This is a genomic window from Kitasatospora papulosa (genome assembly GCF_000717245.1).
Lineage (GTDB): Bacteria > Actinomycetota > Actinomycetes > Streptomycetales > Streptomycetaceae > Streptomyces > Streptomyces papulosus.
On the sequence record NZ_JNYQ01000011.1, the window covers coordinates 92,968 to 118,201 of the forward strand.

Here is a 25,234-nt window from a genome sequence, read left to right on the forward strand (position 1 = left end):
GGACCGCTCGGGCCCGGGCCGCGGCAGCGGCCTCGTCAGGCGCCGGACGCCCAGGTGTACCGGTGTTCCGGCCGGCCCGTCTCGCCGTACTTGAGGGACAGCCGCACCCTGCCCGTGCGTTCGAGCAGCTTCAGATAGCGCTGCGCCGTCTGGCGGCTCATCCCGGCGCTCTCCGCGATCTCCTGCGCGGAGAGCGGCCCGGTGGCCGAACGGAGGGCCTGACGGACCAGTTCCGCGGTCGTCGTCGAATGCCCCTTGGGGAGGTCGGACCCGCCCGTGGTCCACAGGGCTCCGAACAGCCGGTCCACCTCGGTCTGCTCGGCGTCCCCACCGCCCTCGAAGCTGCGGCGCAGCGCCGCGTACGCCTCCAGTTTGGTACGCAGACCGGCGAAGGCGAACGGCTTCACCAGGTACTGGAGGGCTCCGTGGCGCATCGCCGCCTGGACGGTCGCGACGTCGCGCGCGGCCGTCACCATGATCACATCGGTGTGGTGGCCGAGTCCGCGCAGTTCCCGCACCACGGCCAGCCCGTTGCGATCCGGCAGGTAGTGATCGAGCAGGATCAGATCGACGGGAACGTCGTCGATCCTGGCGAGAGCCTCGGCCGCCGTGTGGGCCACCGCGGCCACCCGGAAGCCGGGCACCTTGGCGACGTAGGCCGCGTTGATCCGGGCGACCCGTACGTCGTCGTCCACGACCAGAACCTCGATCATGGGGTTTCTCCTGACGTCGGGGGGCGTACGGGCGCGGACGCGCGGCCGGAGTCCCCGCGCTCGCCGGCATCGCCCCGGACGGGATTCGTCTGCCGGCCGTTCGCCCCCGGTCCGAGGGCGCCGGGCCGGTCCGGTTCGCGCAGGGCCTCCGGAAGGACCACGGTGAAGACCGCTCCGCCCTCGGGCGAATCCGACACGGACGCGCTGCCGCCCTGCCGCTCGGCGAGCCGCCGTACCAGAGGCAGTCCCAGGCCGCGCTTGCCGTGCGCCGGGAGTTCCTTCGTCGACCACCCCTCCATGAAGATCGACTCGTGGTCATCGGCCGGTATACCCGGGCCGCTGTCACGCACCCGCAGTACCACCGTACGGCCGTCGGCCCTCAGCCCGACCTCGATCCGGGAGGCCGCGGAACCCGCGGCCGCGTCCAGCGCGTTGTCGACCAGGTTGCCGAGAACCGTGACGAGTCCGCGTGGATCCACCAGCCGGTCCGGCAGCACGGACTCCTCCGCCATCCGCAGGGCGACGCCGCGCTCGGCGGCCACGGTGGCCTTGCCGACCAGGAGAGCGGCGAGCAGGGGGTCGTGCACCTTCTCGGTGACCTGCTCGGCCGTTGCCCGGTGGACGCCGACGACCTCCGTGACGAACTCGACGGCGTCGTCGTGCATCTCCAGTTCCAGCAGTCCCAGAAGGGTGTGCAGCCGGTTGGCGTGTTCGTGGTCCTGGGCGCGGAGTGCGTCGATCAGACCGCGGGTGGAGTCGAGTTCGCGGCCGAGGTACTCGAGCTCCGTACGGTCGCGCAGCGTGGCCACGGCCCCGCCGTCCTCGGTGGGCATCCGATTGGCGAGCAGGACCCGGCTGCCGCGGACAGCCACCAGGTCGTCGCCGGTCACCCTTCCCGCCAGCACGTCGGTGGTCCGGCCCTCGCCCAGAGCCTCTTCGAGATGCATCCCCGCGACGTCGGGGCCGAGGCCGAGCAGGCGTTGGGCCTCGTCGTTCAGGAGCCTGATGCGCCCGGTGCGGTCGAGCGCGACCACACCTTCGCGGATGCTGTGCAACATCGCCTCACGCTCGGTCAGGAGGGCCGAGATGTCGGAGAACGCCAGGTCGTGGGTCTGCCGCTGAAGTCTGCGGGAGATCAGATAGGCGGCGAGAGCTCCCGCGGCGAGCGCTCCGCCCGCGTAGGCCAGCAGTCCGGGGATCGCGGCGAGCAGCCGGGCCCGGACGCTGTCGTAGGCGATACCGACCGAGACCGCGCCGACGATCCGGTCCGACCCGTCGAGCAGCGGTACCTTGCCGCGGGCCGAGCGGCCGAGCGTCCCGCTGTCGATCTCCATCACGGATCTGCCGGCGAGAGCCGTGCTGGGGTCGGTGGACACGACGTCCCCGATGCGCGAGGTGTCCGGGTGGGACCAGCGCACGCCCCGCCTGTCCATGATCACGACGTACTCGGCGCCGGTCGACCGCCTGACCCGTTCCGCCGCGGTCTGTACGGGGCCGTCCGGGCGGGGCTCGGTGGCGAGCAGAGAGTCGGCGATCCGGGGCTGCGCCGCCGTGCTCTGCGCGATCGCCAGGGCGCGGCGCATCGCCTGGTCGTCGAGCTGGTCGCTGAGGGGAGCCAGGAAGAGGCCCGTGACGAGGACCGTGACGCCGGTGATGATGGCCAGCTGCATCAGCAGGACCTGCGAGAAGACCCGCTTCGGCCAGCCGATCCGGCGTGGTCCCCGGGAGGTGGTCGATGGGGGGCTCATCGTACGAACGGTAAGGGGCGAACCGTGCTCACCGAAATCCCCGTCGGTCGGCAGCCCTCGCGGTCACCCACCCCTGTCGGTCGGCAACCCCGCAGTCACCGCCCGGTCGGCGGTCCCCCTCCGGCCGACAGGCCCCCGGGCGACGGTGCCCCGGGCGAGGGCCGAGCGACTGCCGGCCGTCCCGCAGCCCGGAGCCCTGTGCGCACCCCGTTCCTTGCGTCACCGTGTCCGCCCGCTTGCGCGGCTCGGTCGCTGGAACGGGGGTGTACCGCCGCCCGGCAGCTGTCCGGCCTTCTGCTTCCGCTTCCGCTGCTCCGGGCCGGTCGGCCGACAGGCAGCAGGACCCTTGCCCTCGCGCCCTCGATCTGTGAGCGTTCTACAAGTATCCGCAGTAACGCAATCTTCTTGCGTTTTTTGCGCTAATCTTGCGTTCATGACGCGACGACTTGCTCAGGTTGCCCAGAAAGTAGGAGTCAGCGAGGCCACGGTCAGCCGCGTGCTGAACGGCAAGCCAGGCGTCTCCGACGCCACGCGGCAATCCGTTCTGTCCGCACTGGACGTGCTCGGTTACGAGCGACCGACGCAGTTGCGTGGTGAGCGCGCCCGGCTGGTCGGGCTGGTCCTGCCCGAGCTCCAGAACCCGATCTTCCCGGCCTTCGCCGAAGTGGTCGGCAGCGCGCTGGCCCAGCAGGGCCTGACCCCCGTGCTCTGCACGCAGACCAAGGGCGGGGTCTCCGAGGCCGATTACGTCGAACTCCTTCTGCAGCAGCAGGTCTCCGGCGTGGTGTTCGCCGGCGGGCTGTACGCCCAGGCCGACGCACCTCACGATCACTACAAGGTGCTCGCCGACCGAAAGATCCCCGTCGTCCTGATCAACGCCGCGATAGCTCACCTCGGATTCCCGGCGGTCTCCTGCGACGACTCGGTGGCGGTCGAGCAGGCATGGCGCCATCTCGTCTCGCTCGGCCACGAGCGGATCGGGTTCGTCCTCGGCCCGGCCGACCACATGCCCTCGCAGCGCAAGCTCGCCGCCGCCCGCGCGCTGGCCGCCCAGTCGGGAGCGACCGTGCCGGACGAATGGGTGTTCCGGGCCATGTTCTCGCTCGAGGGCGGACAGGCCGCCGCCACGCGGCTGCTCGACCAGGGTGTCACCGGCGTCATCTGCGCCAGCGACCCACTGGCCCTGGGCGCGGTCCGCGCGGCACGCCGCCGTGGTCTGTCCGTGCCGGGGGACGTCTCGGTCGTCGGCTACGACGACTCGGCGTTCATGAACTGCACCGAGCCGCCGCTGACGACGGTGCGCCAGCCGATCGAAGCCATGGGCAGGGCCGCCGTCGAGCTCCTCGCGGTGCAGATCGGCGGGCGTACGGTGCCGTCCGACGAGCTGCTCTTCGAGCCGGAGCTGGTGGTTCGCGGCTCCACGGCCCGCCTGCCCCAGTAGGGACCGGCGAGAATTTGCGTCAGCTGTAGCTAATTTGCAGGGCCGACCCCTCGCGGGCTCGGCGTTGGCGGCCGGCACCGCGCCCGGAACCGTCGGCTGGTCATGTGACGGCGAGGCGTGGCTGACGCAGCGGTCGCCTGACCGAGGAGGTCCCGGAGGCCGCCCGACGGCCGGGCTGTCCGGGCAGCGCGAGGAAGAACACGCTCAAGGGCTCGCGTGCGGTCGCCGCCCGGCACGACGGGCGCGGCTGCCCTGCCCTCACCACCGCAGCCGCACCGGTCATCCGGGCACGGGCCTGCCGCTCCCTCGCGGCGCGAGGTGCCTGTAGGCGAGAGCTTGCTCCACCACCTCTGCCGCGGTTGGTTCCCGCCCCTCGGGCCAGAAGATCAGGTTGCAGACGTAGCCGCTCGGACAGGCAAGGCCCCGGTCGAGTGCCTCCAGCACACCGTCCGCCTCGGCGTCGTCGGCACAGCCCCCATCCATGATCTTCTGCACCATCGCGACGGCAGTTGCCCGCGTCATCATCGCAGCGGTCACCCCTTCCCGAAGGGCGAGCGTACCGAGTCACATGTCCGGCCGGATCGCTCCGCTCGCGCTTCCCGGCCCGGTTCCTGCTCAGGCGCCTACAGGGCTGTCGCGTCCGGGGCCGACGGTGCGGGCAGCGGCCGAGGCGGGCGCGGCCCGACGTACTGTCCGCTCGGCCGCATCCGCAGCGGCCGTTCCGCGTACTCCTCCATCGCATGGGCGATCCAGCCCGCCGTACGGGACACGGCGAACACCGTCTCGCCCGTCTGGACGGGCAGGCCGCACGCGACCGAGAAGACGGCCAGTGCCAGGTCGACATTGGCGTGCAGGGGTGCGTGGCGTGCTGTGGTCGCGACCACGTCACGGGCCGCCTCCATCGCCGGGGCCGCCTGTGGCATCTCGTCGAGCAGCGCGAACAGGGCGGTCGCCCGCGGATCCTCCCCGGTGTAGAGACGGTGCCCGAGTCCCGGTACGCGTCGGCCCGCACGCAGGTGATCCGCGACCACCGGGGCCGCGCCGCCCCGGTCCACGACCTCGGACAGCATGCGGTGCGCCGGCCCGCTCGCGGCGCCGTGCAGCGGTCCCTCCAGCACACCCAGTCCCGCGGAGACGACGGCGTACGGGTGTGCGTGGGTCGACGCGGCGATGCGGGCCGCCAGCGTCGAGGCCGCGAGGTCGTGATCGGCCAGCAGCGCGAGTGCGGTGTCGAGGACGGTCAGCGACGCCGCGTCGGCGGGCCGAGCGGAGAGCTTCGGCCACAGCCGCGCGGCGAGCGAGCCGTCGCCCTCGCCGACGTCGTCGGAAGCACCGGCTGCCGGCAGCGCGCCGACCAGCGTGGGAATCAGGCTGCGGGCGCTGATGAGCACTCCCTCGGCCGAGAGGTCGAACCGCAGGGGATCCGAGGCCGCGGCTGCGGCGACAGCGGCCCGGAGCCGGTCCGTCGAGCTGCTGTGCCGTGGCAGTGAAGCGGCGGTGAGCCGTGCCGCCGCCAGGGACTCCGCGGACGCGGTGAACCGGGTCTCCGGACGGAACTCACCCGTCCAGATCCACTCGGCGACCACCTCGTAGCCGTGGTGACGGGCGAGCTCGGTCGCGTCCACGCCCCGGAAGTAGTAGCGGTCCGGCTCGATGAGGGTGAGGGCGGTACGGAAGACCAGGTCACCCGCCGGCGGCGGTGGGGATTCACGGCGCCCGGTACGGCGGGCCAGGGCGTCGACCTCGGTGGCGTCGAACGTGCTCCCGCGTCCGCCGGGAGTCCGCCTGCTGGCCAGTTGGCCCCTGCTCACGTACGCGTACACGGTCTCCGGCTTCACCCCCAGCCGCTCGGCCGCCTCCCGGGTGGTGAGCCTGTGCGCCGAGGGGCCCCCGCCGTGTTCCGCGGCCTGCGTGCCGGTGTGGTGCACCGCGTCATGCGTCATGGCGTCCACCGTATCCGTATCCGTTGATGACGGATCACCTCCGACGAGGTTTCATATTGATTCAATCAACATTGACAGTGCTTCAGTCAATCATGGACAGTCGAATCAATGTGCAACTCATCGGTGGAGGAGAGACCTGCCATGCCTGCCACGCACACGGAAACCACCCCGCTCGACGTGCCCCGGGGGCTCGCCGGCGTGATCGTCACCGACACGGGACTCGGAGACGTGCGCGGACGCGAGGGCTTCTACCACTACCGGCAGTACTCGGCGATCGAGCTGGCGGAGAGCCGCAGCTTCGAGGACGTCTGGTTCCTCCTGTTCTACGGCGAACTGCCCGGCCGGGAGGCGGGCGCCGACTTCGCCGTCCGCACCGCCGGACTGCGCCGACTGCCCGAGGAGGTACGGGAGGCGCTGCCTGCGATCGCCCGCGCCGGTGTGGTCTCCGGGCCTCTCGCCGGCCTCCGTACCGCCCTCTCGCTGCTCGGCGCCTCGGCCGGATTCCGCCCGGTCTACGACATCGGCGCCGACCGTCGCCGCGAGGACGCGCTCGCCGTGTCCGCCGCGGTTCCCACCCTGCTGACGTCGCTGTACCGCCTCGGCCAGGGACTGGAGCCGGTCGAGCCGCGCGACGACCTCCCGTTCGCCGCCAACTACCTCTACATGCTCACGGGCGAGGAACCGGACGCCGCGCGGACGGCGGCCGTCGAGCGCTACCTCGTCTCCACCGTCGACCACGGCTTCAACGCCTCCACCTTCACCGCCCGGGTGATCGCGTCCACCGGTGCCGACGTCGCCGCCTGCCTCGTCGGAGCCGTCGGCGCGCTCTCCGGTCCGCTGCACGGCGGAGCGCCCAGCCGCGCTCTGGACACCCTGGACGCCATCGGCACCCCGGACCGCATCGACGGCTGGATCCGCGAACGCGTCCTCGCGGGGGAGCGGATCATGGGCTTCGGGCACCCCGTCTACCGCACCGAGGATCCGCGCTCACGCATGCTCCGCTCGGTCGCCCAGAGCTTCGGCGGCCCGCTCGTCGACTTCGCGGTGGAGGTGGAGCGACAGGTGGAGGCGATCCTCGCCGAGCTCAAACCGGGGCGTGAGCTGCACACGAACGTGGAGTTCTACGCCGGTGTCGTCATGGAGCTCTGCGGACTGCCGCGCGCGATGTTCACCCCCACGTTCTGTGCCGCGCGCATGATCGGCTGGAGCGCCAATATCCTGGAGCAGGCGGAGGACTCGAAGATCATCCGTCCGGCGGCCCGCTATGTGGGGACCCCGCCCCCCTGCCCCGTGCCCGCGCTCTGAACGACCCCGAGGAAGGCCCCGTTGACCCCGCCAAGCGCCCCGCAGATCCCGGTCGTCGTCCTGGCGGGGTTCCTCGGATCAGGCAAGACGACCCTGCTCAACCATCTGCTCCGCAACAGGGCGGGCAACCGCATCGGCGTCGTCGTCAACGACTTCGGGTCCATCGAGATCGATGCCATGACCGTCGCGGGGCAGGTCGGTTCCACGGTCTCGCTGGGCAACGGCTGCCTCTGCTGCGCCGTCGACGCGAGCGAGCTCGACACCTACCTGGAGACGCTGACCGCGCCTGCCGCCAGGCTCGACGTGATCGTCATCGAGGCGAGTGGTCTCGCCGAGCCCCAGGAACTCGTACGGATGCTGCTGGCCAGCGACAATCCGCACATCCGGTACGGGGGACTGGTCGAGGTCGTCGACGCCGCCGAATTCCCCGCCACACGGGAGCGTCACCCCGAGATCGACCGCCACCTCGCGGTCGCCGACCTGATCGTGCTGAACAAGACCGACCGGGTCACCGAGGCCGGACTGCGGGCCGTGCGGGAAGCGGTGGACGCGGCGGGCGGGAGCGCGGCGGTCATCTGCTCCGCCTACGGGAGGATCGACCCGGAGGTTCTCCTCGACCCCGTGACGAGGGCCGACGAGGACGACTCCTTCCGCCAGCTGACGTTCGAGGACCTGCTCCCCGAGGCGGACCGCACACACGCGGACCATCTGCACGCGGCGTACGACAGCGTCTCCTTCACCGCCGACGTACCGCTCAGCCCCCGCCTCTTCATGGCGTTCCTCGACTCCAGGCCCGCAGGCCTCTACCGGATCAAGGGATTCGTGGACTTCGGCGCGGGCGACCCCGGAAACCGGTACACGCTGCACGCCGTCGGCAGGTTCCTGCGCTTCGTGCCGCAGCGCTGGGCCCGCGACGAACCGCGGCGGACCCAGCTCGTCCTGATCGGCGCCGGTGTCGACGCCGCCTCGCTGCGCAAGGAGCTCGAGGGATGCCGGGACGAGTGGCACGACGCCACCGAGGAACTGGAGCGCAGCATGTGGGGCGTCCTGCGGTACGTGCGGCAGCCGGGCGACGACGAGGCCTGAGGCCCGGTCCCCGCGTCCGGACCGGCATGGAGATCCGGACGCGGGAGACCTCGTCAGCCCGTCTCCTACAGCGGTCCGGCGATCACCGCGATCCGGCTCGTCATCGGCGTCCCCGAACCGTCACGGCGCGGATCCGGCGCCGGCAACTCCGCCGGAGCGCCGTTCTTCTGCGCCGCCCGGGCCGGGACCCGTCCGGCCCACGCGAACACCAGGACGTCCTCACCCTTGAGGAAGCGCTGGCAGCGCACCCCGCCGGTGGCCCTGCCCTTGCGCGGGTACTGGTCGAACGGGGTCAGCTTCCAGGTCCGCTCGGAGTCGTCGAGCGTGCCGTGCGACCCGGCGACCGTGAACACCGCGGCGTCCTTCGAGGGATCCACCGCCGTGAACGAGAGGACCGTGGCGCCCTCCGTCAGCTTGACGCCGGCCATGCCTCCCGCCGGGCGTCCCTGCGGACGGACCGAGGCCGCCGGATAGCGCAGCAACTGCGCGTCCGACGTGATGAAGACCAGATCCTCCTCGCCCGTGCGCAACTGGGTCGCGCCGACGATCCGGTCACCGTCCTTCAGCGTGATGACCTCCAACTCGTCCTTGTTGGCGGGATAGTCGGGCACCACACGCTTCACCACCCCCTGCAGGGTGCCGATGGCGAGTCCGAGCGCCTCCTCGTCGAGCGTGGTGAGACAGATCAGCTGCTCGTCCGCCTCCAGCGTGAGGAACTCCGCGACCGGGGCCCCGCCCGACAGGTTCGGCGCCGCATGGGTGTCCGGCAGCTGGGGCAGGTCGATCACCGAGAGCCGGAGCAGGCGTCCCGCGGACGTCACCGCCCCCACGTCGCCGCGTGCCGTGGCCGGGACGGCCGACACGATCGCGTCGTGCTTCGTGCGCCTGGCATCCTCGGTCTGCTCGATCGGCTCGGCGTTGGCCGTACGGGCGAGCAGGCCGGTCGAGGAGAGGAGCACCTGGCACGGGTCGTCGGCGACCTCCAGCGGCACCGAGGCGACCTGCGAACCTGCCGACTCCAGCAGGACCGTACGCCGGTCGGTGCCGAACTTCTTCGCCACCGCGGCCAGTTCGGACGAGACCAGCTTGCGCAGCTCGGCGTCCGACTCCAGGATCGCCGTCAGCTCCGCGATCTCCTGGGAGAGCTTGTCGCGCTCGGTCTCCAGCTCGATCCTGTCGAAGCGCGTGAGCCTGCGCAGCGGGGTGTCCAGGATGTACTGGGTCTGGATCTCGCTCAGCGAGAAGCGCTCCATCAGGCGTTCCTTCGCCTGCGCGGAGTTGTCGCTGTCCCGGATGAGACGGATGACCTCGTCGATGTCGAGCAGCGCCACCAGGAGGCCCTCGACCAGGTGCAGCCGGTTGCGGCGCTTGGTCCTGCGGAACTCGCTGCGCCGGCGCACCACGTCGAAGCGGTGGTCGAGGTAGACCTCCAGGAGCTCCTTCAGCCCGAGGGTGAGCGGCTGCCCGTCGACCAGCGCGACGTTGTTGATGCCGAAGGACTCCTCCATCGGCGTCAGCTTGTAGAGCTGCTCCAGCACGGCCTCCGGCACGAAGCCGTTCTTCACCTCGATCACCAGACGCAGGCCGTGCGCCCGGTCCGTGAGGTCCTTGACGTCCGCGATGCCCTGGAGCTTCTTCGAACCGACCAGGTCCTTGATCTTGGCGATCACCTTCTCCGGGCCGACGGTGAAGGGCAGTTCGGTGACGACGAGGCCCTTGCGCCGGGCCGTGACGTTCTCTATGGCGACCGTGGCACGGATCTTGAACGTGCCCCGGCCGGCGGCGTAGGCGTCCTTGATGCCGCCGAGGCCGACGATCCTGCCACCGGTGGGCAGGTCGGGGCCCGGTACGAAGCGCATCAGCGTCTCGAGGTCGGCGCCCGGGTGCCGGATGAGATGGCGGGCGGCGGCGATGACCTCGCCGAGATTGTGCGGCGGCATGTTGGTGGCCATGCCGACCGCGATCCCGGAAGCGCCGTTGACCAGGAGGTTCGGGTACGCCGCCGGGAGGACGACCGGCTCCTGCTCCTGGCCGTCGTAGTTCGACTGGAAGTCGACGGTGTCCTCGTCGATCGACTCCGTCATCAGTGACGTGGCGTCGGCCATCCGGCACTCGGTGTACCGCATCGCGGCAGGCGGGTCGTCGTTGCCCAGGGAGCCGAAGTTGCCGTGCCCGTCCACGAGGGGCAGGCGCATCGAGAACGGCTGTGCCATGCGCACCAGTGCGTCGTAGATCGACGCGTCACCGTGCGGGTGCAGTTTGCCCATCACCTCGCCGACCACGCGTGCGCACTTCACGTAGCCGCGGTCGGGGCGCAGCCCCATCTCGTTCATCTGGGACACGATGCGGCGGTGCACGGGCTTCATGCCGTCGCGGGCGTCGGGCAGAGCCCTGGAGTAGATCACCGAGTACGCGTACTCGAGGAAGGAGCCCTGCATTTCGTCGACGACGTCGATGTCGAGGATCTTCTCCTCGAAGTCGTCCGGCGGCGGGGTTTTCGTGCTGCGGCGGGCCATCGCGGCTGCGACTCCTTCACAGATTCTGTCGGGCAACCTCAGGTTCTGACGCCGACCATTGTGGCCCGCCGCACCGACAACGCCGACCTCGACCCGTCCGAAGCGGCCCACGGGCCCTGCACGGAGCCCCTGATTACGGCAGCATCTACGACAACACTCACCCGACGGGAACTTCGCCAGGCGCCCGTGCGCTTGCCTAGAGTGGCAGGTCCGGCAGGAAATCCTGTACCGATCGAAGGGACGTACATGCCCATGGGTCACACGGCCACAGCCCAAGCCGGTTCCGGCGGCTTGACGGCGACCGAGCACCGTCTGGCCAACGGCCTGCGCGTGGTGCTCTCCGAGGACCATCTGACCCCCGTCGCCGCGGTCTGCCTCTGGTACGACGTCGGCTCCCGGCACGAGGTCAAGGGACGCACGGGCCTGGCTCACCTTTTCGAGCACCTGATGTTCCAGGGCTCGGGCCAGGTCAAGGGGAACGGGCACTTCGAGCTGGTGCAGGGGGCCGGTGGTTCCCTGAACGGCACGACCAGCTTCGAGCGCACCAACTACTTCGAGACGATGCCCACGCACCAGCTGGAGCTGGCCCTGTGGCTCGAGGCCGACCGGATGGGCTCGCTGCTCGCCGCGCTCGACGAGGAGTCCATGGAGAACCAGCGGGACGTCGTCAAGAACGAGCGCCGTCAGCGCTACGACAACGTTCCCTACGGCACGGCCTTCGAGAAGCTCACCGCGCTCGCCTACCCGGAGGGCCATCCGTACCATCACACGCCGATCGGCTCGATGGCCGATCTGGACGCGGCGACCCTGGAGGACGCGCAGGCGTTCTTCCGCATGTACTACGCGCCGAACAACGCGGTCCTCTCCGTCGTCGGGGACATCGACCCGGAGCAGACGCTTGCCTGGATCGAGAAGTACTTCGGTTCCATCCCCTCCCACGACGGCAAGCAGCCCCCGCGCGACGGCTCGCTGCCCGGCATCATCGGCGAGCAGCTGCGCGAAGTGGTCCGCGAGGAGGTCCCCGCGCGTGCGCTGATGGCGGCCTATCGCCTGCCGCAGGACGGTACGCGCGAGTGCGACGCCGCGGATCTGGCGCTGACCGTGCTCGGCGGCGGCGAGTCGTCCAGGCTGCACAACCGCCTGGTCCGGCGTGACCGTACGGCCGTCGCCGCGGGGTTCGGGCTGCTCAGGCTGGCCGGCGCACCCTCGCTGGGCTGGCTGGACGTCAAGACGTCCGGCGGTGTCGAGGTGCCGCAGATCGAGTCGGCGGTCGACGAGGAGCTGGCCCGCTTCGCCGAGGAGGGCCCGACCCCGGAGGAAATGGAGCGGGCACAGGCGCAGTTGGAGCGCGAGTGGCTGGACCGGCTGGGCACGGTCGCCGGCCGCGCGGACGAACTCTGCCGGTACGCCGTCCTGTTCGGTGATCCCCAGCTCGCCCTGACCGCCGTGGGCCGCGTCCTCGACGTGACGGCCGACGAGGTGAAGGCCGCCGCCCGGGCGCATCTGCGCCCCGACAACCGTGCGGTCCTGGTCTACGAGCCGGTCGAGGCGGCCGAGGAGACCGACGGGGCCGACGGCACCGACGCGCACGAGGGGGCCGACAAGTGACCGACGCCGCCGTGACTGGAGTAGCGATGGAGTACCACCCGCAGCCGACCGCCGGCGAGGCCCGTCCCTGGGCCTTCCCCGCGCCCGAGCGTGGCGCCCTGCCCAACGGGCTGACCGTGCTGCGCTGCCACCGGCCCGGCCAGCAGATCGTCGCCGTGGAGATCTTCCTCGACGCCCCGCTGGACGCCGAGCCGGAGGGCCTGGACGGTGTGGCCACGATCATGGCGCGCGCCCTGTCCGAGGGCACGGACAAGCGCTCCGCGGAGGAGTTCGCCGCCGAGCTGGAGCGCTGCGGTGCCACGCTGGACGCCCACGCGGACCACCCGGGTCTCCGCGTCTCCCTCGAGGTCCCGGTCTCCCGGCTGGCCAAGGCCCTCGGCCTCGTCGCCGAGTCCCTGAGGGCCCCGGCCTTCGCGGAGAGCGAGATCGAGCGGCTGGTGGGCAACCGGCTCGACGAGATCCCGCACGAGCAGGCCAACCCCGCCCGTCGGGCCGCCAAGCAGCTCTCCAAGGAGCTCTTCCCCGCCACGGCACGGATGTCGCGTCCGCGCCAGGGCACGGAGGAGACGGTCGGCCGGATCGACGCGGCCGCCGTACGCGCCTTCTACGACGCCCATGTCCGTCCGTCCACGGCGACGGCGGTCGTCGTCGGCGACCTCACCGGGGTGGACCTGGACGCGCTGCTCGCCGACACCGTCGGGGACTGGTCGGGCAACGCCGGACAGGCCCGGCCCGTTCCCCCGATCACCGCGGACGACACGGGCCGCGTGGTCATCGTGGACCGTCCCGGAGCCGTGCAGACGCAGCTGCTGATCGGCCGCATCGGCGCGGACCGGCACGACCGCGTGTGGCCGGCCCAGGTCCTCGGCACGTACTGCCTGGGCGGCACGCTGACCTCGCGGCTGGACCGCGTACTGCGTGAGGAGAAGGGCTACACCTACGGTGTCCGGGCGTTCGGCCAGGTGCTGCGCTCGACCGCGCCGGGCTCCTCCTCCGGGGCGACCGGCGCAGCGATGCTCGCCATCAGCGGCTCGGTCGACACCGAGTCCACCGGTCCCGCGCTAGACGACCTGTGGAAGGTCCTGCGCACCCTGGCGTCCGAGGGACTCACCGACGCCGAACGCGAGACGGCCGTCCAGAACCTCGTGGGCGTCGCCCCGCTGAAGTACGAGACGGCGGCCTCCGTCGCGGGGACCCTCGCCGACCAGGTGGAGCAGCACCTTCCGGACGACTACCAGGCCGAGCTGTACGCCCGCCTGGCCGCGACCGGCACGGTCGAGGCGACCGCCGCCGTGGTCAACGCGTTCCCCGTCGACCGGCTCGTCACCGTCCTGGTCGGGGACGCCGCGCAGATCGCGGAGCCGGTCAGGGCGCTCGGCATCGGCGAGGTCTCGGTCGTCAGCGGCTGACCGAAGGCCGACAGAACAGGACATGACGGGGGCCCCGGCGGGCATGCGCTCGCCGGGGCCCCGCCATGTGTCTGTTTTGGGGTCTATAGCGTCATTCATCCTGTGGGATGTGCGACAAAAGGCCCTTTCCGTTTGGTGAGGGAAAGCGCCCCGCTCTAGCGTCGGCCCGGCTGTCCGCCGGACGACTGCCGCGCCCGCGGCGCCGGACAGCCATCGCCGAGTCCCCGTCAGGCGCGAGCCTGGGGAGCCGGGGACCCACGAAGTCCCTGGGGTGAATCGGATCTCCGTGCCTCGTCAGAGGTCCGGCGGCCCGTAGGAGACCTTCCTGCTCCGAACCCGTCAGCTAACCCGGTAGGCGAGAAGGAAGGAAAGGACCAGCCCCTCCATGGCGTTCATCCGTGCCACCGGGAAGCACCGTGCCCCGAGCCGACTGACGCGCAAGAGTGCCAAGGTCGCCGGCATCGCCGCCCTGGCCACCACCGGCGTCATCGGTGCCACGGCCTCCCCGGCCCTCGCCGCGGACTCCGAGGTCACCGCCGGCAGCACCGGCCTCACCCAGACCGTCGCCCTCGACACCACCCTCGCCGCCCAGATCGAGGCCCAGGCGAAGGCCCAGAAGCAGCAGGCGGACGCCGCCGCGAAGGCCGCGGCCGAAGCCAAGGCGAAGGCGGAGGCCAAGGCCGAGACCGAGCGCAAGGCCGAGGCCCGCGCCAAGGAGGCCCGCGAGGAGAAGGCACGTGCCGCCCGCGCCGCCGAGCGCGCCCGGCTGAACGCCTTCCACCTGCCGGTCGCCGGATCCCACGTCACCACCGGATACCGGTCCGGCGGCGCCCTCTGGTCCTCCGGCAGCCACTCCGGCGTGGACTTCCAGGCCGCTTCCGGCAGCTCCGTCCTCGCCGTCGGCGCCGGCACGGTCGTCGAGGCCGGCTGGGGCGGCGCGTACGGCAACAACATCGTGCTCAGGATGAAGGACGGCACGTACACCCAGTACGGCCACCTCTCCTCGATCGGCGTCTCCGTCGGCCAGAGCGTCGGCTCGGGCGAGCAGATCGGCCTCTCCGGCTCGACCGGCAACTCCACCGGTCCTCACCTGCACTTCGAAGCCCGCACCACCCCCGAGTACGGCTCGGACATGGACCCCGTCGCCTACCTCCGTGCCCACGGCGTCCAGGTCTGACCCCACGCAGCGCGACACCGTGTCCGGACGGACACGACGAAGGCCCCGGCATCCGCCGGGGCCTTCGTCGTGTCACCTTCGAAGGCGCCCGCCGGAGTCCTCGCGGAAGTGCTTCCTGGCCAAAAGATATCCATGGATTCCACCCCGCCGTCGGAAATTCAGGCCGGTTGCAATAGAGTCACAGAACAGGCGTCGATCGGCCGCGTTTCGCGGGGATTAAGGCGGAGGTTCGGACATGCGCATTCCCGCGCATTCGGTATGCACGGCAATCCGTGACGACATCGTCTCCGGTGTCTTCGAGCGGGGTGGCCGCCTCACCGAAGAGGTGCTCGCGCGCCGGTACGGCGTCTCCCGCGTCCCGGTGCGAGAGGCGCTGCGCACCCTGGAGTCCGAAGGGTTCGTGGTCACCCGCCGGCACGCCGGCGCCTGCGTCGCGGAACCCACGGAGCAGGAGGCCGCGGACCTCCTCGAGATGCGCATGCTCCTGGAGCCCCTCGGTGCCGCCCGAGCCGCCCAGCGCCGGACCGAGGCACATCTCAAGGTGCTCCGCGGCTTGGTCAGGCTCGGGCAGGAGCGGGTGCGCAGGGGTGAGGGGGAGGACCTGCGTTCCCTGGGAGGCTGGTTCCACGAGACGCTCGCCCAGGCGTCGGGCAGTCCCGCGCTGATCGCGCTCCTCACCCAGCTCCGGCACAAGATCGCCTGGATGTACGCCGTCGAGGCGCCGGTCCGCCCCGCCGACTCGTGGGCCGAACACGGCGCCCTCGTCGACGCCGTCGCGCGCCGTGACGCGGAGCGGGCCCGGGCACTCGCCGCCCAGCACGCGGAGCGGGCCGCCGCCGCGCACCGGCTGCGGCGCCCGGACCACTCCGTGCGCGCGGCGGGCGCGGCCCGGGTGAGAAGTTCGCAACACCCCGTAAACATCGCGGGAGTCCGCCATTAACAATTGCGCCGTATACAAAGAGAGTAATTGCCGGAGGGCTTTCTTTTCGCTGCCCTGATTCAGGTTTTTGCGGGTGCTGTGTATGCCGTTTCGGCGAGTGTGCGGTGCCGGATCCGGATCCGGATCCGGAAAAAGAGAAAGCCGCAGACCCCCTGGGGGTGCCGCGGCTTTCCATGAAAATGATTCCGGCGGGAAGTGGCCGGGATCAGACGGTCTCCGGGAGCTCCTCGAGCCCTTCGGCCACCAGCTTCGCCAGACGGTCCAGGGCGACCTCTGCGTTGTCGGCCTCGGACGCGAGCACGATCTCCTCGCCGCCCTGGGCGCCCAGGCCGAGCACCGCGAGCATCGACGCGGCGTTGACCGGGTTGCCGTCGGCCTTGGCGATCGTCACGGGAACGCCGGAGGCCGTGGCGGCACGGACGAAGATGGAAGCGGGGCGGGCGTGCAGGCCCTCGGCCCAACCGACGTTGACGCGGCGCTCAGCCATGGTTCTGCCCTTCACGTAACGATGAGTTGTCTAGACCAGTCTCTCATGCGGTGCGGACTGCTGTGCCGGGTACCGGCCGACCGGTCGCCCACCGCCCGCCGGCTCCCCAGCGTGCCCCTGTCACCGTCCGGCCGAGACCCGTGCCCCGGGCCGTAGGCTTTGCCCATGGAGCCCACTCCGGAGCAGAGTCCGCATCACGCGTACCCCGACCACTGGGAGGCGGACGTGGTGCTCCGCGACGGTGGCACCGCGCGCGTCAGGCCCATCACCACGGACGACGCCGAGCGGCTGGTCAGCTTCTACGAGCAGGTGTCCGACGAGTCGAAGTACTACCGCTTCTTCGCCCCGTATCCACGTCTCTCCGCCCGGGACGTGCACCGCTTCACCCATCACGACTACGTCGACCGGGTGGGGCTGGCCGTCACGGTCGGCGGCGAGTTCATCGCCACCGTCCGCTACGACCGGATCGACGACCGGGGCAGGCCCGCCTCCGCCCCGGCGGACGAGGCGGAGGTCGCCTTCCTCGTGCAGGACGCCCACCAGGGCCGCGGGGTGGCCTCGGCCCTCCTCGAACACATCGCCGCGGTGGCCAGGGAGCGGGGCATCCGCCGCTTCGCCGCCGAGGTGCTGCCCGCCAACAACAAGATGATCAAAGTGTTCCGGGACGCCGGGTTCACCCAGCAGCGCAGCTTCGAGGACGGCTCCGTCCACCTCACCCTCGACCTGGAACCCACCGCCGAGTCGCTCGCCGTCCAGCGCGCCCGCGAACAGCGCGCCGAAGCGCGTTCGGTCCAGCGCCTGCTGGCCCCCGGATCCGTCGCCGTCATCGGCGTCGGCCGTGCGCCCGGCGGCGTCGGCCGGACCGTGCTGCGCAATCTCCTCGGCTCCGGCTTCACCGGACGCACGTACGCGGTGAACACGTCGTTCGCCGACGACCTCGGCACGGTCGAGGGGGTGCCCGCCCACCGCTCCGTGGGCGGGATCGGCGAGCAGGTCGACCTCGCGGTCGTCGCCGTCCCGGCCGACCGGGTGCCCGAGGTCGTCGCCGACTGCGGGGAACACGGTGTCCAGGGAATCGTCGTCCTCTCCGCCGGCTACGCCGAGCGCGGCGCCGAGGGGCGGGAGCGCCAGCGGGAACTGGTGCGGCAGGCGCGTTCGTACGGCATGCGCATCATCGGCCCGAACGCCTTCGGCATCATCAACACCTCCGAATCGGTCCGCCTCAACGCCTCCCTCGCCCCCGAGTCGCCCAAGGCCGGGCGCATCGGACTCTTCACCCAGTCCGGAGCCATCGGGATCGCCCTCCTGTCCGGGCTGCACCGCCGGGGTGCCGGACTGTCGGCCTTCATCTCCGCAGGCAACCGTGCCGACGTCTCGGGCAACGACTTCCTGCAGTACTGGTACGAGGACCAGGGCACCGACGTCGCCCTGCTGTACCTCGAATCACTCGGCAATCCGCGCAAGTTCACCCGGCTCGCCCGGCGGACCGCCGCCGTGAAGCCCGTGGTCGTGGTGAAGGGCGCCCGGCACAGCGGGACCAACCCGCCCGGCCACGCCGTACCCGTCAGCCGCATCCCCGACGCGACGGTCTCCGCGCTGATGCGTCAGGCCGGGGTGATCCGCGTCGACACCGTGACGGAGATGGTCGACGTCGGCCTGCTCCTCGCCGGCCAGCCCCTGCCGGACGGTCCACGGGTGGCGATCCTCGGCAACTCGGAGTCGCTCGGCCTCCTCACCTACGACGCCTGTCTGGCCGAGGGGCTGCGCCCGCGCCCGCCCCGCGACCTCACCACGGAGGCGAGTCCGCGGGACTTCCGGCGCGCACTGGCCGAGGCGCTCGCCGACCGGACGTGCGACGCCGTGATCGTGACCGCGATCCCCTGGGTCGGTGAGAACGGCGAGGCGCTGACCGGCGAGGGCGAGGTCCTGGCGGCCGCCCTGCGTGAGGCGGCGACCACCGGCCCCGCGAAGCCGGTGGCGGTGGTGCACGTGGAGATGGGCGGCCTTGCCCAGGCCCTCGCCGCCGCCACGAGCACGGCCAACCAGCCAGGGCCGGCCAACCAGCCAGGGCCGGCCGACCGGCCCGGGCCGCATCCGGCCGCCGCGGCCCCGCAGGCGCGGACCTCTTCCCCGGCCGCGTCCGCCGCCACTCGGCCGGGCAGGTCCGGCGCGGGCGCCGCCACCGACAGCGCCGACACCACCGACAGTGCGGACGCCACCGACGGCACCAGGCCCTCCGCCGGGCGGATCCCCGCCTACCCCGCCGCCGAGCGAGCCGTGCGCGCGCTCGCCGAGGTGGTGAAGTACGCCCAGTGGCGACGTCACGCGGCGGCTCCCGGCAAGGTGCCCGAATTCCTGGACGAGACCATCGACGAGCACGCCACCGCCGGGCTGATCGAGACGCTCCTCGGCCCGGACCCCGACCCCCGTGGCCGTCCCCTCACCCACGACGAGGCGCGCGAACTGCTCGCCGGCTACGGAGTGCCGGTACGGCCGGCGCTCCCCGCGCCCGACCCGGAGGCCGCCGTCGCCGCCGCCGCGGAGCTCGGCTACCCGGTCGCCCTCAAGACCACCGCACCCCATCTGAGGCATCGCGCCGACCTCGGAGGTGTCCGGCTCGACCTCGTGAACGAGAACGCCCTGCGCAGGGCGTACGACGAACTCACCGAGCTGCTCGGTACACCCGCCGAACTCCGGCCCGTCGTCCAGGCCATGGTGCCCAGGGGGGTCGACACCGTCGTCAGGGCGTCCATCGACGCGGCCGCCGGAGCCGTCCTCTCCTTCGGCCTGGCCGGTGCGCCCTCCGAGCTGCTGGGCGACACGGCCCACCGCCTGGTACCCGCCACCGACCGCGACGTCGCCGAGCTGATCCGGTCCATCAGGGCTGCTCCGGTGCTGTTCGGCTGGCGCGGCGCCGCTCCGGCGGACACCGCGGCGCTCGAAGAGCTGCTCCTGAGGGTGTCCCGGCTGGTCGACGACCACCCCGAGGTGGTCTCGGTGGCCCTGGAACCCGTCGTCGTGGCCACGCAGGGCCTGACGGTCCTCGGGGCGACCGTCCGGCTGGCCCCGCCGCCCGCCCGCAGCGATCTCGGCCCCCGCCGGCTCCCCAGCTACTGAGCGGGCACGGGCCCGCGAGGGAACCCGCGCACGGAGTCCCCGGCAGTCACCGGCCCCCCGTAGGATGGTCTGCATGGCAAAGACCGGTACGACGACCCAGGGGCTGCGCGCGGCGATCGAGCGCAGCGGCTACTACCCGGCCCTCGTGGCCGAGGCGGTGGAGGCCGCCGTCGGCGGGGAGCCGGTCGCTTCGTACCTGGTGCACCAGGAGACCACCTTCGACTCCAACGAGGTCCGCCGCCACGTCACGGTCCTCGTCCTGACGGACACCCGCTTCATCGTGAGCCACACCGACGAGCAGGCCGCCGACACGAGCTCCCCGACGCCGTATGCCACGACGTCCACCGAGTCGGTCAAGCTCGACCGGATCTCGTCCGTCGTGGTCAGCCGCGTGGTCGCCAACCCCGAGAAGTACGTGCCGGGCACGCTGCCCCGCGAGGTCGTCCTGACCATCGGCTGGGGCGCCGTCTCCCGCATCGACCTCGAGCCCGCGGCCTGCGGCGACCCCAACTGCGAGGCCGACCACGGCTACACCGGCAGCTCCACCGCCGACGACCTGAGCCTCCGTGTCAGCGAGGCCGGGGACGGCCCGGACACGGTGCGTCAGACCCTCGCGTTCGCCCAGTGCCTCTCCGAGGCGACGGCCGCGACAGCGCCGGCCACCCGCTGATGGTCCAGCCCGCCTGGCAGGACCCCGTCCTGCTCGCTCCCGAGGCCGCGCCCGTACCCGAGTACGGCACCGGATCTCTCGCGGATCTGCTGCCGACGCTCGTCGCGGGGCAGGGCGTACCCGGCTTCGAGGCGATGATCCCGGAGCTCACCCCCGCCGACCGGAACTGCGTCTTCCTGATCGACGGGCTCGGCTGGGAGCAGATCAAGGCCCACCCGGACGAGGCCCCCTTCCTGCACTCGCTGCTGCCCACCTCCCGCGGCGGCACCGGCCGGCCGATCACCTCGGGGTTCCCTTCCACCACGGCGACCTCGCTCGCCTCGGTCGGTACGGGCCTCCCCCCGGGCGAGCACGGCCTCCCCGGCTACACGGCGCGCAACCCGGAGACGGGCGCGCTGATGAACCAGCTCCGCTGGAAGCCGTGGACGGCGCTCAAGCCCTGGCAGCCGTACCCCACGGTCTTCCAGCTGGCCGACGCCGCGGGCGTCCGCACCGCGCAGGTCTCCGCCCCCGGCTTCGAGCAGACCCCCCTGACCAAGGTCGCGCTCAGCGGCGGCTCCTTCCTCGGCCGTCTCACCGGCGAGGACCGGATGGACCTCGCCGCCGAGCGGCTCGCCGCCGGTGACAGGTCGCTCGTCTACACGTACTACAGCGAGGTCGACGGCCAGGGGCACCGCTTCGGCGTCGACTCCGACGCGTGGCGGGGCCAGCTCATGTACGTCGACGGACTCGCCCGGCGCCTCGCCGAGCAGCTGCCTCCCCGTTCGGCGCTGTACGTCACCGCCGACCACGGCATGATCGACATCCCGTTCGACGAGGAGTCCCGTATCGACTTCGACGAGGACTGGGAGCTCGGCGCCGGCGTCGCCCTGCTGGGCGGCGAGGGCCGCGCCCGCCACGTCTACGCGGTCCCCGGTGCCCAGGCGGACGTGCTGACCGTCTGGCGCGAGGTGCTCGGCGAGCAGTTCTGGGTGGCGAGCCGCGACGAGGCCATAGCGGCGGGCTGGTTCGGCCCGAGGATCGACGAGCGGGTGTACGGCAGGATCGGTGACGTGGTGGCGGCCGCGCACGACGACGTGGTGATCACCGCTTCGGCCAACGAGCCCCACGAGTCCGCGATGGTGGGCATGCACGGTTCGCTGACCCCCGTGGAACAGCTGGTCCCGCTCCTCGAAGTACGCTCGTAGCCCACGTTTCCGTTCCCGCACCTCCCCCCCCACCTTCGAAAGGCGCCCACCTTCTCATGCCCGAGCTCGTGTTCTTCTCCGGAACGATGGATTGCGGAAAGAGCACACTGGCTCTCCAGATCGCCCACAACCGGTCCGCGCGCGGGCTGCAGGGTGTGATCTTCACCCGCGACGACCGGGCGGGGGAGGGGAAGCTCTCGTCACGGCTCGGCCTGGTGACGCAGGCGGTCGAGGCCGCCCCGGGGATGGACCTCTACGGCTACCTCGTGGGCCGGATGTCGAAGGGCGACAAGGTCGACCATGTGATCGTGGACGAGGCCCAGTTCCTGGCTCCCGAGCAGATCGACCAACTGGCGCGTGTGGTCGACGAGCTCGGTCTCGACGTGTTCGCCTTCGGCATCACCACGGACTTCCGCACCAAGCTCTTCCCCGGCTCGCAGCGTCTGATCGAACTGGCGGACCGGCTGGAGACGCTCCAGGTCGAGGCGATGTGCTGGTGCGGCGCCCGCGCCACGCACAACGCCCGTACGGTGGGCGGGGTCATGGTGGTCGAGGGGGAACAGGTCGTCGTCGGTGACGTGGACCGGCCGGCCGCGGACATCGGTTACGAGGTCCTCTGCCGCCGCCACCACCGCCGCCACATGACGAGCGCCGCGTCCCACGCGGGTGCGCTGTCGCCGGACGTCCTTCCGGTCAACCACGCCTGACCGCAGGCCTCAGGGGCACCCGCGGCCGCCGGGGAACTCCGGCGAGCTCGCTCCGGCACGGGGCGCCATCCGCCCGGCTTCCGCGCAACATCCCTGTGGGCGGACCCGGTTGGCGCCGTCACGCGCACGCCGTCGCCGGGGCCGCGGCCCGGAGGGGCTCAACTCCCCGGCGGACGGACGATCGTGAAGACGGCGCCCTCCGGGTCCGCCACCGTGGCCAGCCGGCCGCTGGAGGCCTCCCGAGGGGGCTGGAGCACGTGTCCGCCCAGCTCCACCACCCGCGCCGCCGCCTCGTCCGTGTCGGCGACCTGGAAGTAGGTCATCCAGTGCGGGCCCCGGTCGCGTGGCAGGCCGTGGCCCACACCGTGCAGGGCGGCCACCGGGCGGCCCTGGAGGTGGAGTGTCTGGTAGTCGAAGTCGGCCGAGACGACCGGCTCGGCCTCGAACCCGAACACGGCCTGGTAGAACTTGGCGACCGAGGCGGTCTCCCGGGTCACCAGTTCGTTCCACACCGGGGTGCCCGGTGTTCCCGCGAGTGCGGTGCCGAGGTGCTCCGCGGCCTGCCAGGCGCCGAACACGGCCCCGCTCGGGTCGGACGCGAGCAGCAGGCGTCCGGCCTGCCCCGCGTCGAGGGGGCCGACGGCCACCGTCCCGCCGCAGGAGCGGATCGCCTCCGCGGTGACGTCCGCGTCCTCGGTGGCGAGATAGGTCGTCCAGGCGATCGGGAGGTGCCGGCCGGGCGGGAGCTGTCCGATGCCCGCGACCTCCTTGCCGTCGAGGAGGGCCCGGACGTACGGCCCCAGCTGCTCGGGTCCGGGACGGAACTCCCAGCCGAAGAGCCGACTGTAGAAATCCTGCGTCGCAGTCAGGCCGTGCACGATCAGACTCACCCAGCACGGCGCTCCGGGAATGCGCCGGGTGGCAGCCTCGGTCATCTTCTTCTCTCTCCTCGTACCGTCGGGATCGCCGTACGGGGGACGGGGCCTGCGCGGCGTCCAGCGGTACGGATACGGGTGCGTACGCTCCGTGCAGATGCTCGCACCACTGAGGCTCCGAGGCACCCCGGCCGCGCCGCGTTTTCCGGCATCCGCCCGAGCCGAGGGCCGAATTGAATCGGTACGTCCTCTTCTGTGCGGCTGATCGCGGGCTGCCCCTGGGCGAGGATGGCACCCATGAAGCCCATCATCACCGAATCCGAATACATGAGCGAGTCGGCGGGACCGAGGCCGCCGGTACTCCTGGACGTCCGCTGGCAGCTCGGCGGGCCGAACGGCCGCGCCGACTACGAGGCCGGCCACATCCCTGGCGCCGTGTACGTCGACCTCGACTCCGAACTCGCGGGCCCCGCCGGTAGCGGCGGCCGGCATCCCCTGCCGGACCCCGAGGCGTTCGGGGCCGTCATGCGGCGTGCCGGGGTGGGCCGCAGGAGCCCCGTGGTCGTCTACGACGGAGGCCAGGGCTGGGCGGCCGCCCGCGCGTGGTGGCTGCTGCGCTGGGCCGGGCATCTCGACGCGCGTGTACTGGACGGTGGTCTCGCGGCATGGACCGGTGAGCTCTCCACCGACGTCCCGAAGCCCGAGGAGGGTGACTTCCGGCCGCAGCCGGGCGCTGTCGCCCTCCTCGACGCGGACGGCGCCGCGGCACTCGCCCGCTCCGGGCTGCTGCTCGACGCCCGGGCCGCGGAACGCTACCGCGGAGACGTGGAGCCCATCGACCGCGTCGGCGGCCACATCCCGGGCGCGGTGTCCGCCCCGACCACGCAGAACGTCGACGAGGACGGGCGCTTCCTGCCCGCGGGCTCACTCGCCGCCCGGTTCTCGGCCCTGGGCGCCGACGGAGCCACCGGGATCGGCGTGTACTGCGGCTCCGGCGTCTCCGGTGCCCATGAGGTGCTGGCGCTGGAGCTCGCGGGACACCGGGCCGCCCTCTACGCCGGGTCCTGGTCGGAATGGTCCTCCGACGAGTCCCGCCCCGTCGCCACGGGCCCGGAGCCCGCCTGACCCCCGCCGACGCCCGGCGCCGGAACGGAGGAGGGCCCGTACGCACAGGCGTACGGGCCCTCCTGGCGACGCGGTCGCCGGACCGGCGCTCAGTCCTGCTTCTTCCGGCGTGTGCCGAAGACGATCTCGTCCCAGCTCGGCACCGCCGCCCGACGGCCCGGCCGTACGCCGTCGGCCTCGGCCTGGCGGTCCGTCGTCCCCGTCAGCCGGTCGCGGTGGCCCGCCACGGCGCGAGGCATCAGCACATCGGCGTACGCCGAACCCGCGCCGGCCGCGGCGGCCGGGGGCTCGTCCGCCTCCGGCTCCTGCTGCGGAGCGGGTTCGAGCGCGGGCGGCTCGGGCTGCGACGGCCGCTCCGGGACGACCATGTCGCCGCGGAAGCTGGGCACCGCCTCCAGCAGGCTGGTCAGCGAGTCGCGCTCACCCGCGGACATGCTGCTGACGCGCTCCTCCGGGTCCGGGGGAGCGGGACGCTCGATCTGGCGGTCCAGCGTGCGGTCCAGCGGCCGGTCGCGCGGCAGCCGTGCGATCCGCGGTACGAACGGGAAGCTCGGCTCCGGGGCGGCGACGTCGTCCGACTCGCCGATCAGCGAGCGCGCCTCCTCGTCCACGGCCTGGACCAGGCGCCGCGGCGGGTCGTACGTCCAGCTCGCCGAGTGCGGTTCGCCCGCGACGCGGTAGACCAGGAGGACCTCCCAGGTGCCGTCGTCACGGCGCCAGGAGTCCCACTGGACGGTCTCCCTGTCGGCGCCACGCAGCAGCAGACGCTCCTGGACGGCCTCGCCGAGCTGGGGTCCGGTGTTCTCGCCGGGACGGCGCACAGGTGTCTTCCGGGCGCGCTCGGCCATGAACGCGCGCTCCGCGAGCACCGGGCCCTCGAAGCGGCGCACCCGGTCCACCGGGATGCCCGCGAACTGGGCGACCTCCTCGGCGGAGGCGCCTGCGCGTATACGCGCCTGGATGTCACGCGGGCGGAGATGGCTCTCCACCTCGATCTCGATCTGGCCGAGCCGGGCGCGGTCGTTGCGCACGGCGGCACGCAGCCGCTCGTCGATCGGAAGCGTGTACTCCGTGCTGTCCGCAGCCTTGAGCACCAGTCGTGTGCCGTCGTTCGAGACGGCCACGACACGCAGTTCGGGCATGGGAACCTCCCGGGTGGTGCCTGCCGACGTCACGTGCG

The 25,234-nt window shown here is 72.0% G+C and carries 20 protein-coding genes and 1 riboswitch; of the genes, 12 read left to right on the top strand and 8 right to left on the bottom strand.

All coding sequences use genetic code 11. From position 1 onward, the window contains the following. Positions 1–35 precede the first annotated feature (35 nt). Both IA22_RS0125085 and IA22_RS0125090 read right to left on the bottom strand, forming a co-directional pair. Positions 36–713 (bottom strand): DUF7342 family protein, encoded by a 678-nt coding sequence (locus IA22_RS0125085; protein WP_014153639.1) that lies wholly within the window; start codon positions 711–713, stop codon positions 36–38. Beyond that, positions 710–2,461: a sensor histidine kinase gene (locus IA22_RS0125090; protein WP_030124903.1), complete on the bottom strand. Its 1,752-nt coding sequence runs from the start codon at positions 2,459–2,461 to the stop codon at positions 710–712. The genes IA22_RS0125085 and IA22_RS0125090 overlap by 4 nt, the downstream gene beginning before the upstream one ends. A gap of 433 nt (positions 2,462–2,894) precedes the next feature. On the opposite strand from IA22_RS0125090, the gene IA22_RS0125095 reads away from it, so the two are divergent. Then, a complete protein-coding gene (locus IA22_RS0125095) occupies positions 2,895–3,902 on the top strand; it encodes a LacI family DNA-binding transcriptional regulator (RefSeq protein ID WP_030124904.1) in 1,008 nt (335 codons plus the stop codon). Between the two features lie 279 nt (positions 3,903–4,181). Here the strand turns inward: IA22_RS0125095 and IA22_RS0125100 are convergent, their stop codons facing one another. Next, entirely contained in the window at positions 4,182–4,424 is a 243-nt protein-coding gene (locus tag IA22_RS0125100) for a hypothetical protein (protein ID WP_051694842.1), read from the bottom strand. Between the two features lie 101 nt (positions 4,425–4,525). Next, positions 4,526–5,845, bottom strand: coding sequence for a citrate/2-methylcitrate synthase (locus IA22_RS0125105; protein WP_030124906.1), 1,320 nt, complete (start codon positions 5,843–5,845; stop codon positions 4,526–4,528). A 141-nt stretch (positions 5,846–5,986) separates the two neighbouring features. Here IA22_RS0125105 and IA22_RS0125110 point away from each other — a divergent pair, with 141 nt between their 5' ends. Next, the gene (locus IA22_RS0125110; protein ID WP_030124907.1) at positions 5,987–7,150 is read left to right on the top strand and encodes a citrate synthase/methylcitrate synthase; all 1,164 of its coding nucleotides are present in this window, start codon (positions 5,987–5,989) and stop codon (positions 7,148–7,150) included. Between the two features lie 21 nt (positions 7,151–7,171). Then, entirely contained in the window at positions 7,172–8,236 is a 1,065-nt protein-coding gene (locus IA22_RS0125115; RefSeq protein ID WP_030124908.1) for a CobW family GTP-binding protein, read from the top strand. Between the two features lie 65 nt (positions 8,237–8,301). Here IA22_RS0125115 and IA22_RS0125120 read toward each other — a convergent pair whose 3' ends face one another. Beyond that, positions 8,302–10,752 carry a DNA gyrase/topoisomerase IV subunit A gene (locus tag IA22_RS0125120; RefSeq protein ID WP_014153632.1) on the bottom strand — a complete coding sequence of 817 codons (2,451 nt, stop codon included), beginning with the start codon at positions 10,750–10,752 and terminating at the stop codon, positions 8,302–8,304. Between the two features lie 246 nt (positions 10,753–10,998). On the opposite strand from IA22_RS0125120, the gene IA22_RS0125125 reads away from it, so the two are divergent. From IA22_RS0125125 to IA22_RS0125140, 4 genes are all read left to right on the top strand, one after another. Beyond that, positions 10,999–12,360 carry a M16 family metallopeptidase gene (locus IA22_RS0125125; RefSeq protein ID WP_030124909.1) on the top strand — a complete coding sequence of 454 codons (1,362 nt, stop codon included), beginning with the start codon at positions 10,999–11,001 and terminating at the stop codon, positions 12,358–12,360. Positions 12,361–12,386: 26 nt separating this feature from the next. Further along, positions 12,387–13,769: a M16 family metallopeptidase gene (locus IA22_RS0125130; RefSeq protein ID WP_030124910.1), complete on the top strand. Its 1,383-nt coding sequence runs from the start codon at positions 12,387–12,389 to the stop codon at positions 13,767–13,769. Positions 13,770–13,973: 204 nt separating this feature from the next. Beyond that, positions 13,974–14,141: riboswitch (cyclic di-AMP (ydaO/yuaA leader) on the top strand. 13 nt (positions 14,142–14,154) lie between these two features. Then, entirely contained in the window at positions 14,155–14,946 is a 792-nt protein-coding gene (locus IA22_RS0125135) for a M23 family metallopeptidase (protein ID WP_030124911.1), read from the top strand. A gap of 235 nt (positions 14,947–15,181) precedes the next feature. Next, positions 15,182–15,886, top strand: a complete 705-nt coding sequence (locus tag IA22_RS0125140) for a GntR family transcriptional regulator (RefSeq protein ID WP_014153628.1) — start codon at positions 15,182–15,184, stop codon at positions 15,884–15,886. A gap of 205 nt (positions 15,887–16,091) precedes the next feature. Here IA22_RS0125140 and IA22_RS0125145 read toward each other — a convergent pair whose 3' ends face one another. Further along, a complete protein-coding gene (locus tag IA22_RS0125145; protein WP_014153627.1) occupies positions 16,092–16,373 on the bottom strand; it encodes an HPr family phosphocarrier protein in 282 nt (93 codons plus the stop codon). A 165-nt stretch (positions 16,374–16,538) separates the two neighbouring features. Here IA22_RS0125145 and IA22_RS0125150 point away from each other — a divergent pair, with 165 nt between their 5' ends. From IA22_RS0125150 to IA22_RS0125165, 4 genes are all read left to right on the top strand, one after another. Then, complete coding sequence (locus IA22_RS0125150) at positions 16,539–19,490, top strand: bifunctional acetate--CoA ligase family protein/GNAT family N-acetyltransferase (RefSeq protein ID WP_030124912.1); 2,952 nt, start codon at positions 16,539–16,541, stop codon at positions 19,488–19,490. Positions 19,491–19,563: 73 nt separating this feature from the next. Further along, positions 19,564–20,160, top strand: a complete 597-nt coding sequence (locus IA22_RS0125155; protein ID WP_014153625.1) for a DUF5998 family protein — start codon at positions 19,564–19,566, stop codon at positions 20,158–20,160. Beyond that, positions 20,160–21,347, top strand: coding sequence for an alkaline phosphatase family protein (locus tag IA22_RS0125160; protein WP_014153624.1), 1,188 nt, complete (start codon positions 20,160–20,162; stop codon positions 21,345–21,347). The genes IA22_RS0125155 and IA22_RS0125160 overlap by 1 nt, the downstream gene beginning before the upstream one ends. Positions 21,348–21,403: 56 nt before the next feature. Further along, complete coding sequence (locus tag IA22_RS0125165) at positions 21,404–22,054, top strand: thymidine kinase (protein WP_014153623.1); 651 nt, start codon at positions 21,404–21,406, stop codon at positions 22,052–22,054. Positions 22,055–22,212: 158 nt separating this feature from the next. Here the strand turns inward: IA22_RS0125165 and IA22_RS0125170 are convergent, their stop codons facing one another. Further along, positions 22,213–22,989, bottom strand: coding sequence for a VOC family protein (locus IA22_RS0125170; protein ID WP_030124913.1), 777 nt, complete (start codon positions 22,987–22,989; stop codon positions 22,213–22,215). Positions 22,990–23,226: 237 nt separating this feature from the next. Here IA22_RS0125170 and IA22_RS0125175 point away from each other — a divergent pair, with 237 nt between their 5' ends. Further along, entirely contained in the window at positions 23,227–24,054 is an 828-nt protein-coding gene (locus IA22_RS0125175) for a sulfurtransferase (protein WP_030124914.1), read from the top strand. Between the two features lie 89 nt (positions 24,055–24,143). Here IA22_RS0125175 and sepH read toward each other — a convergent pair whose 3' ends face one another. Then, positions 24,144–25,196: a septation protein SepH gene (gene sepH / locus IA22_RS0125180; RefSeq protein WP_030124915.1), complete on the bottom strand. Its 1,053-nt coding sequence runs from the start codon at positions 25,194–25,196 to the stop codon at positions 24,144–24,146. Between the last annotated feature and the right edge of the window lie 38 nt (positions 25,197–25,234).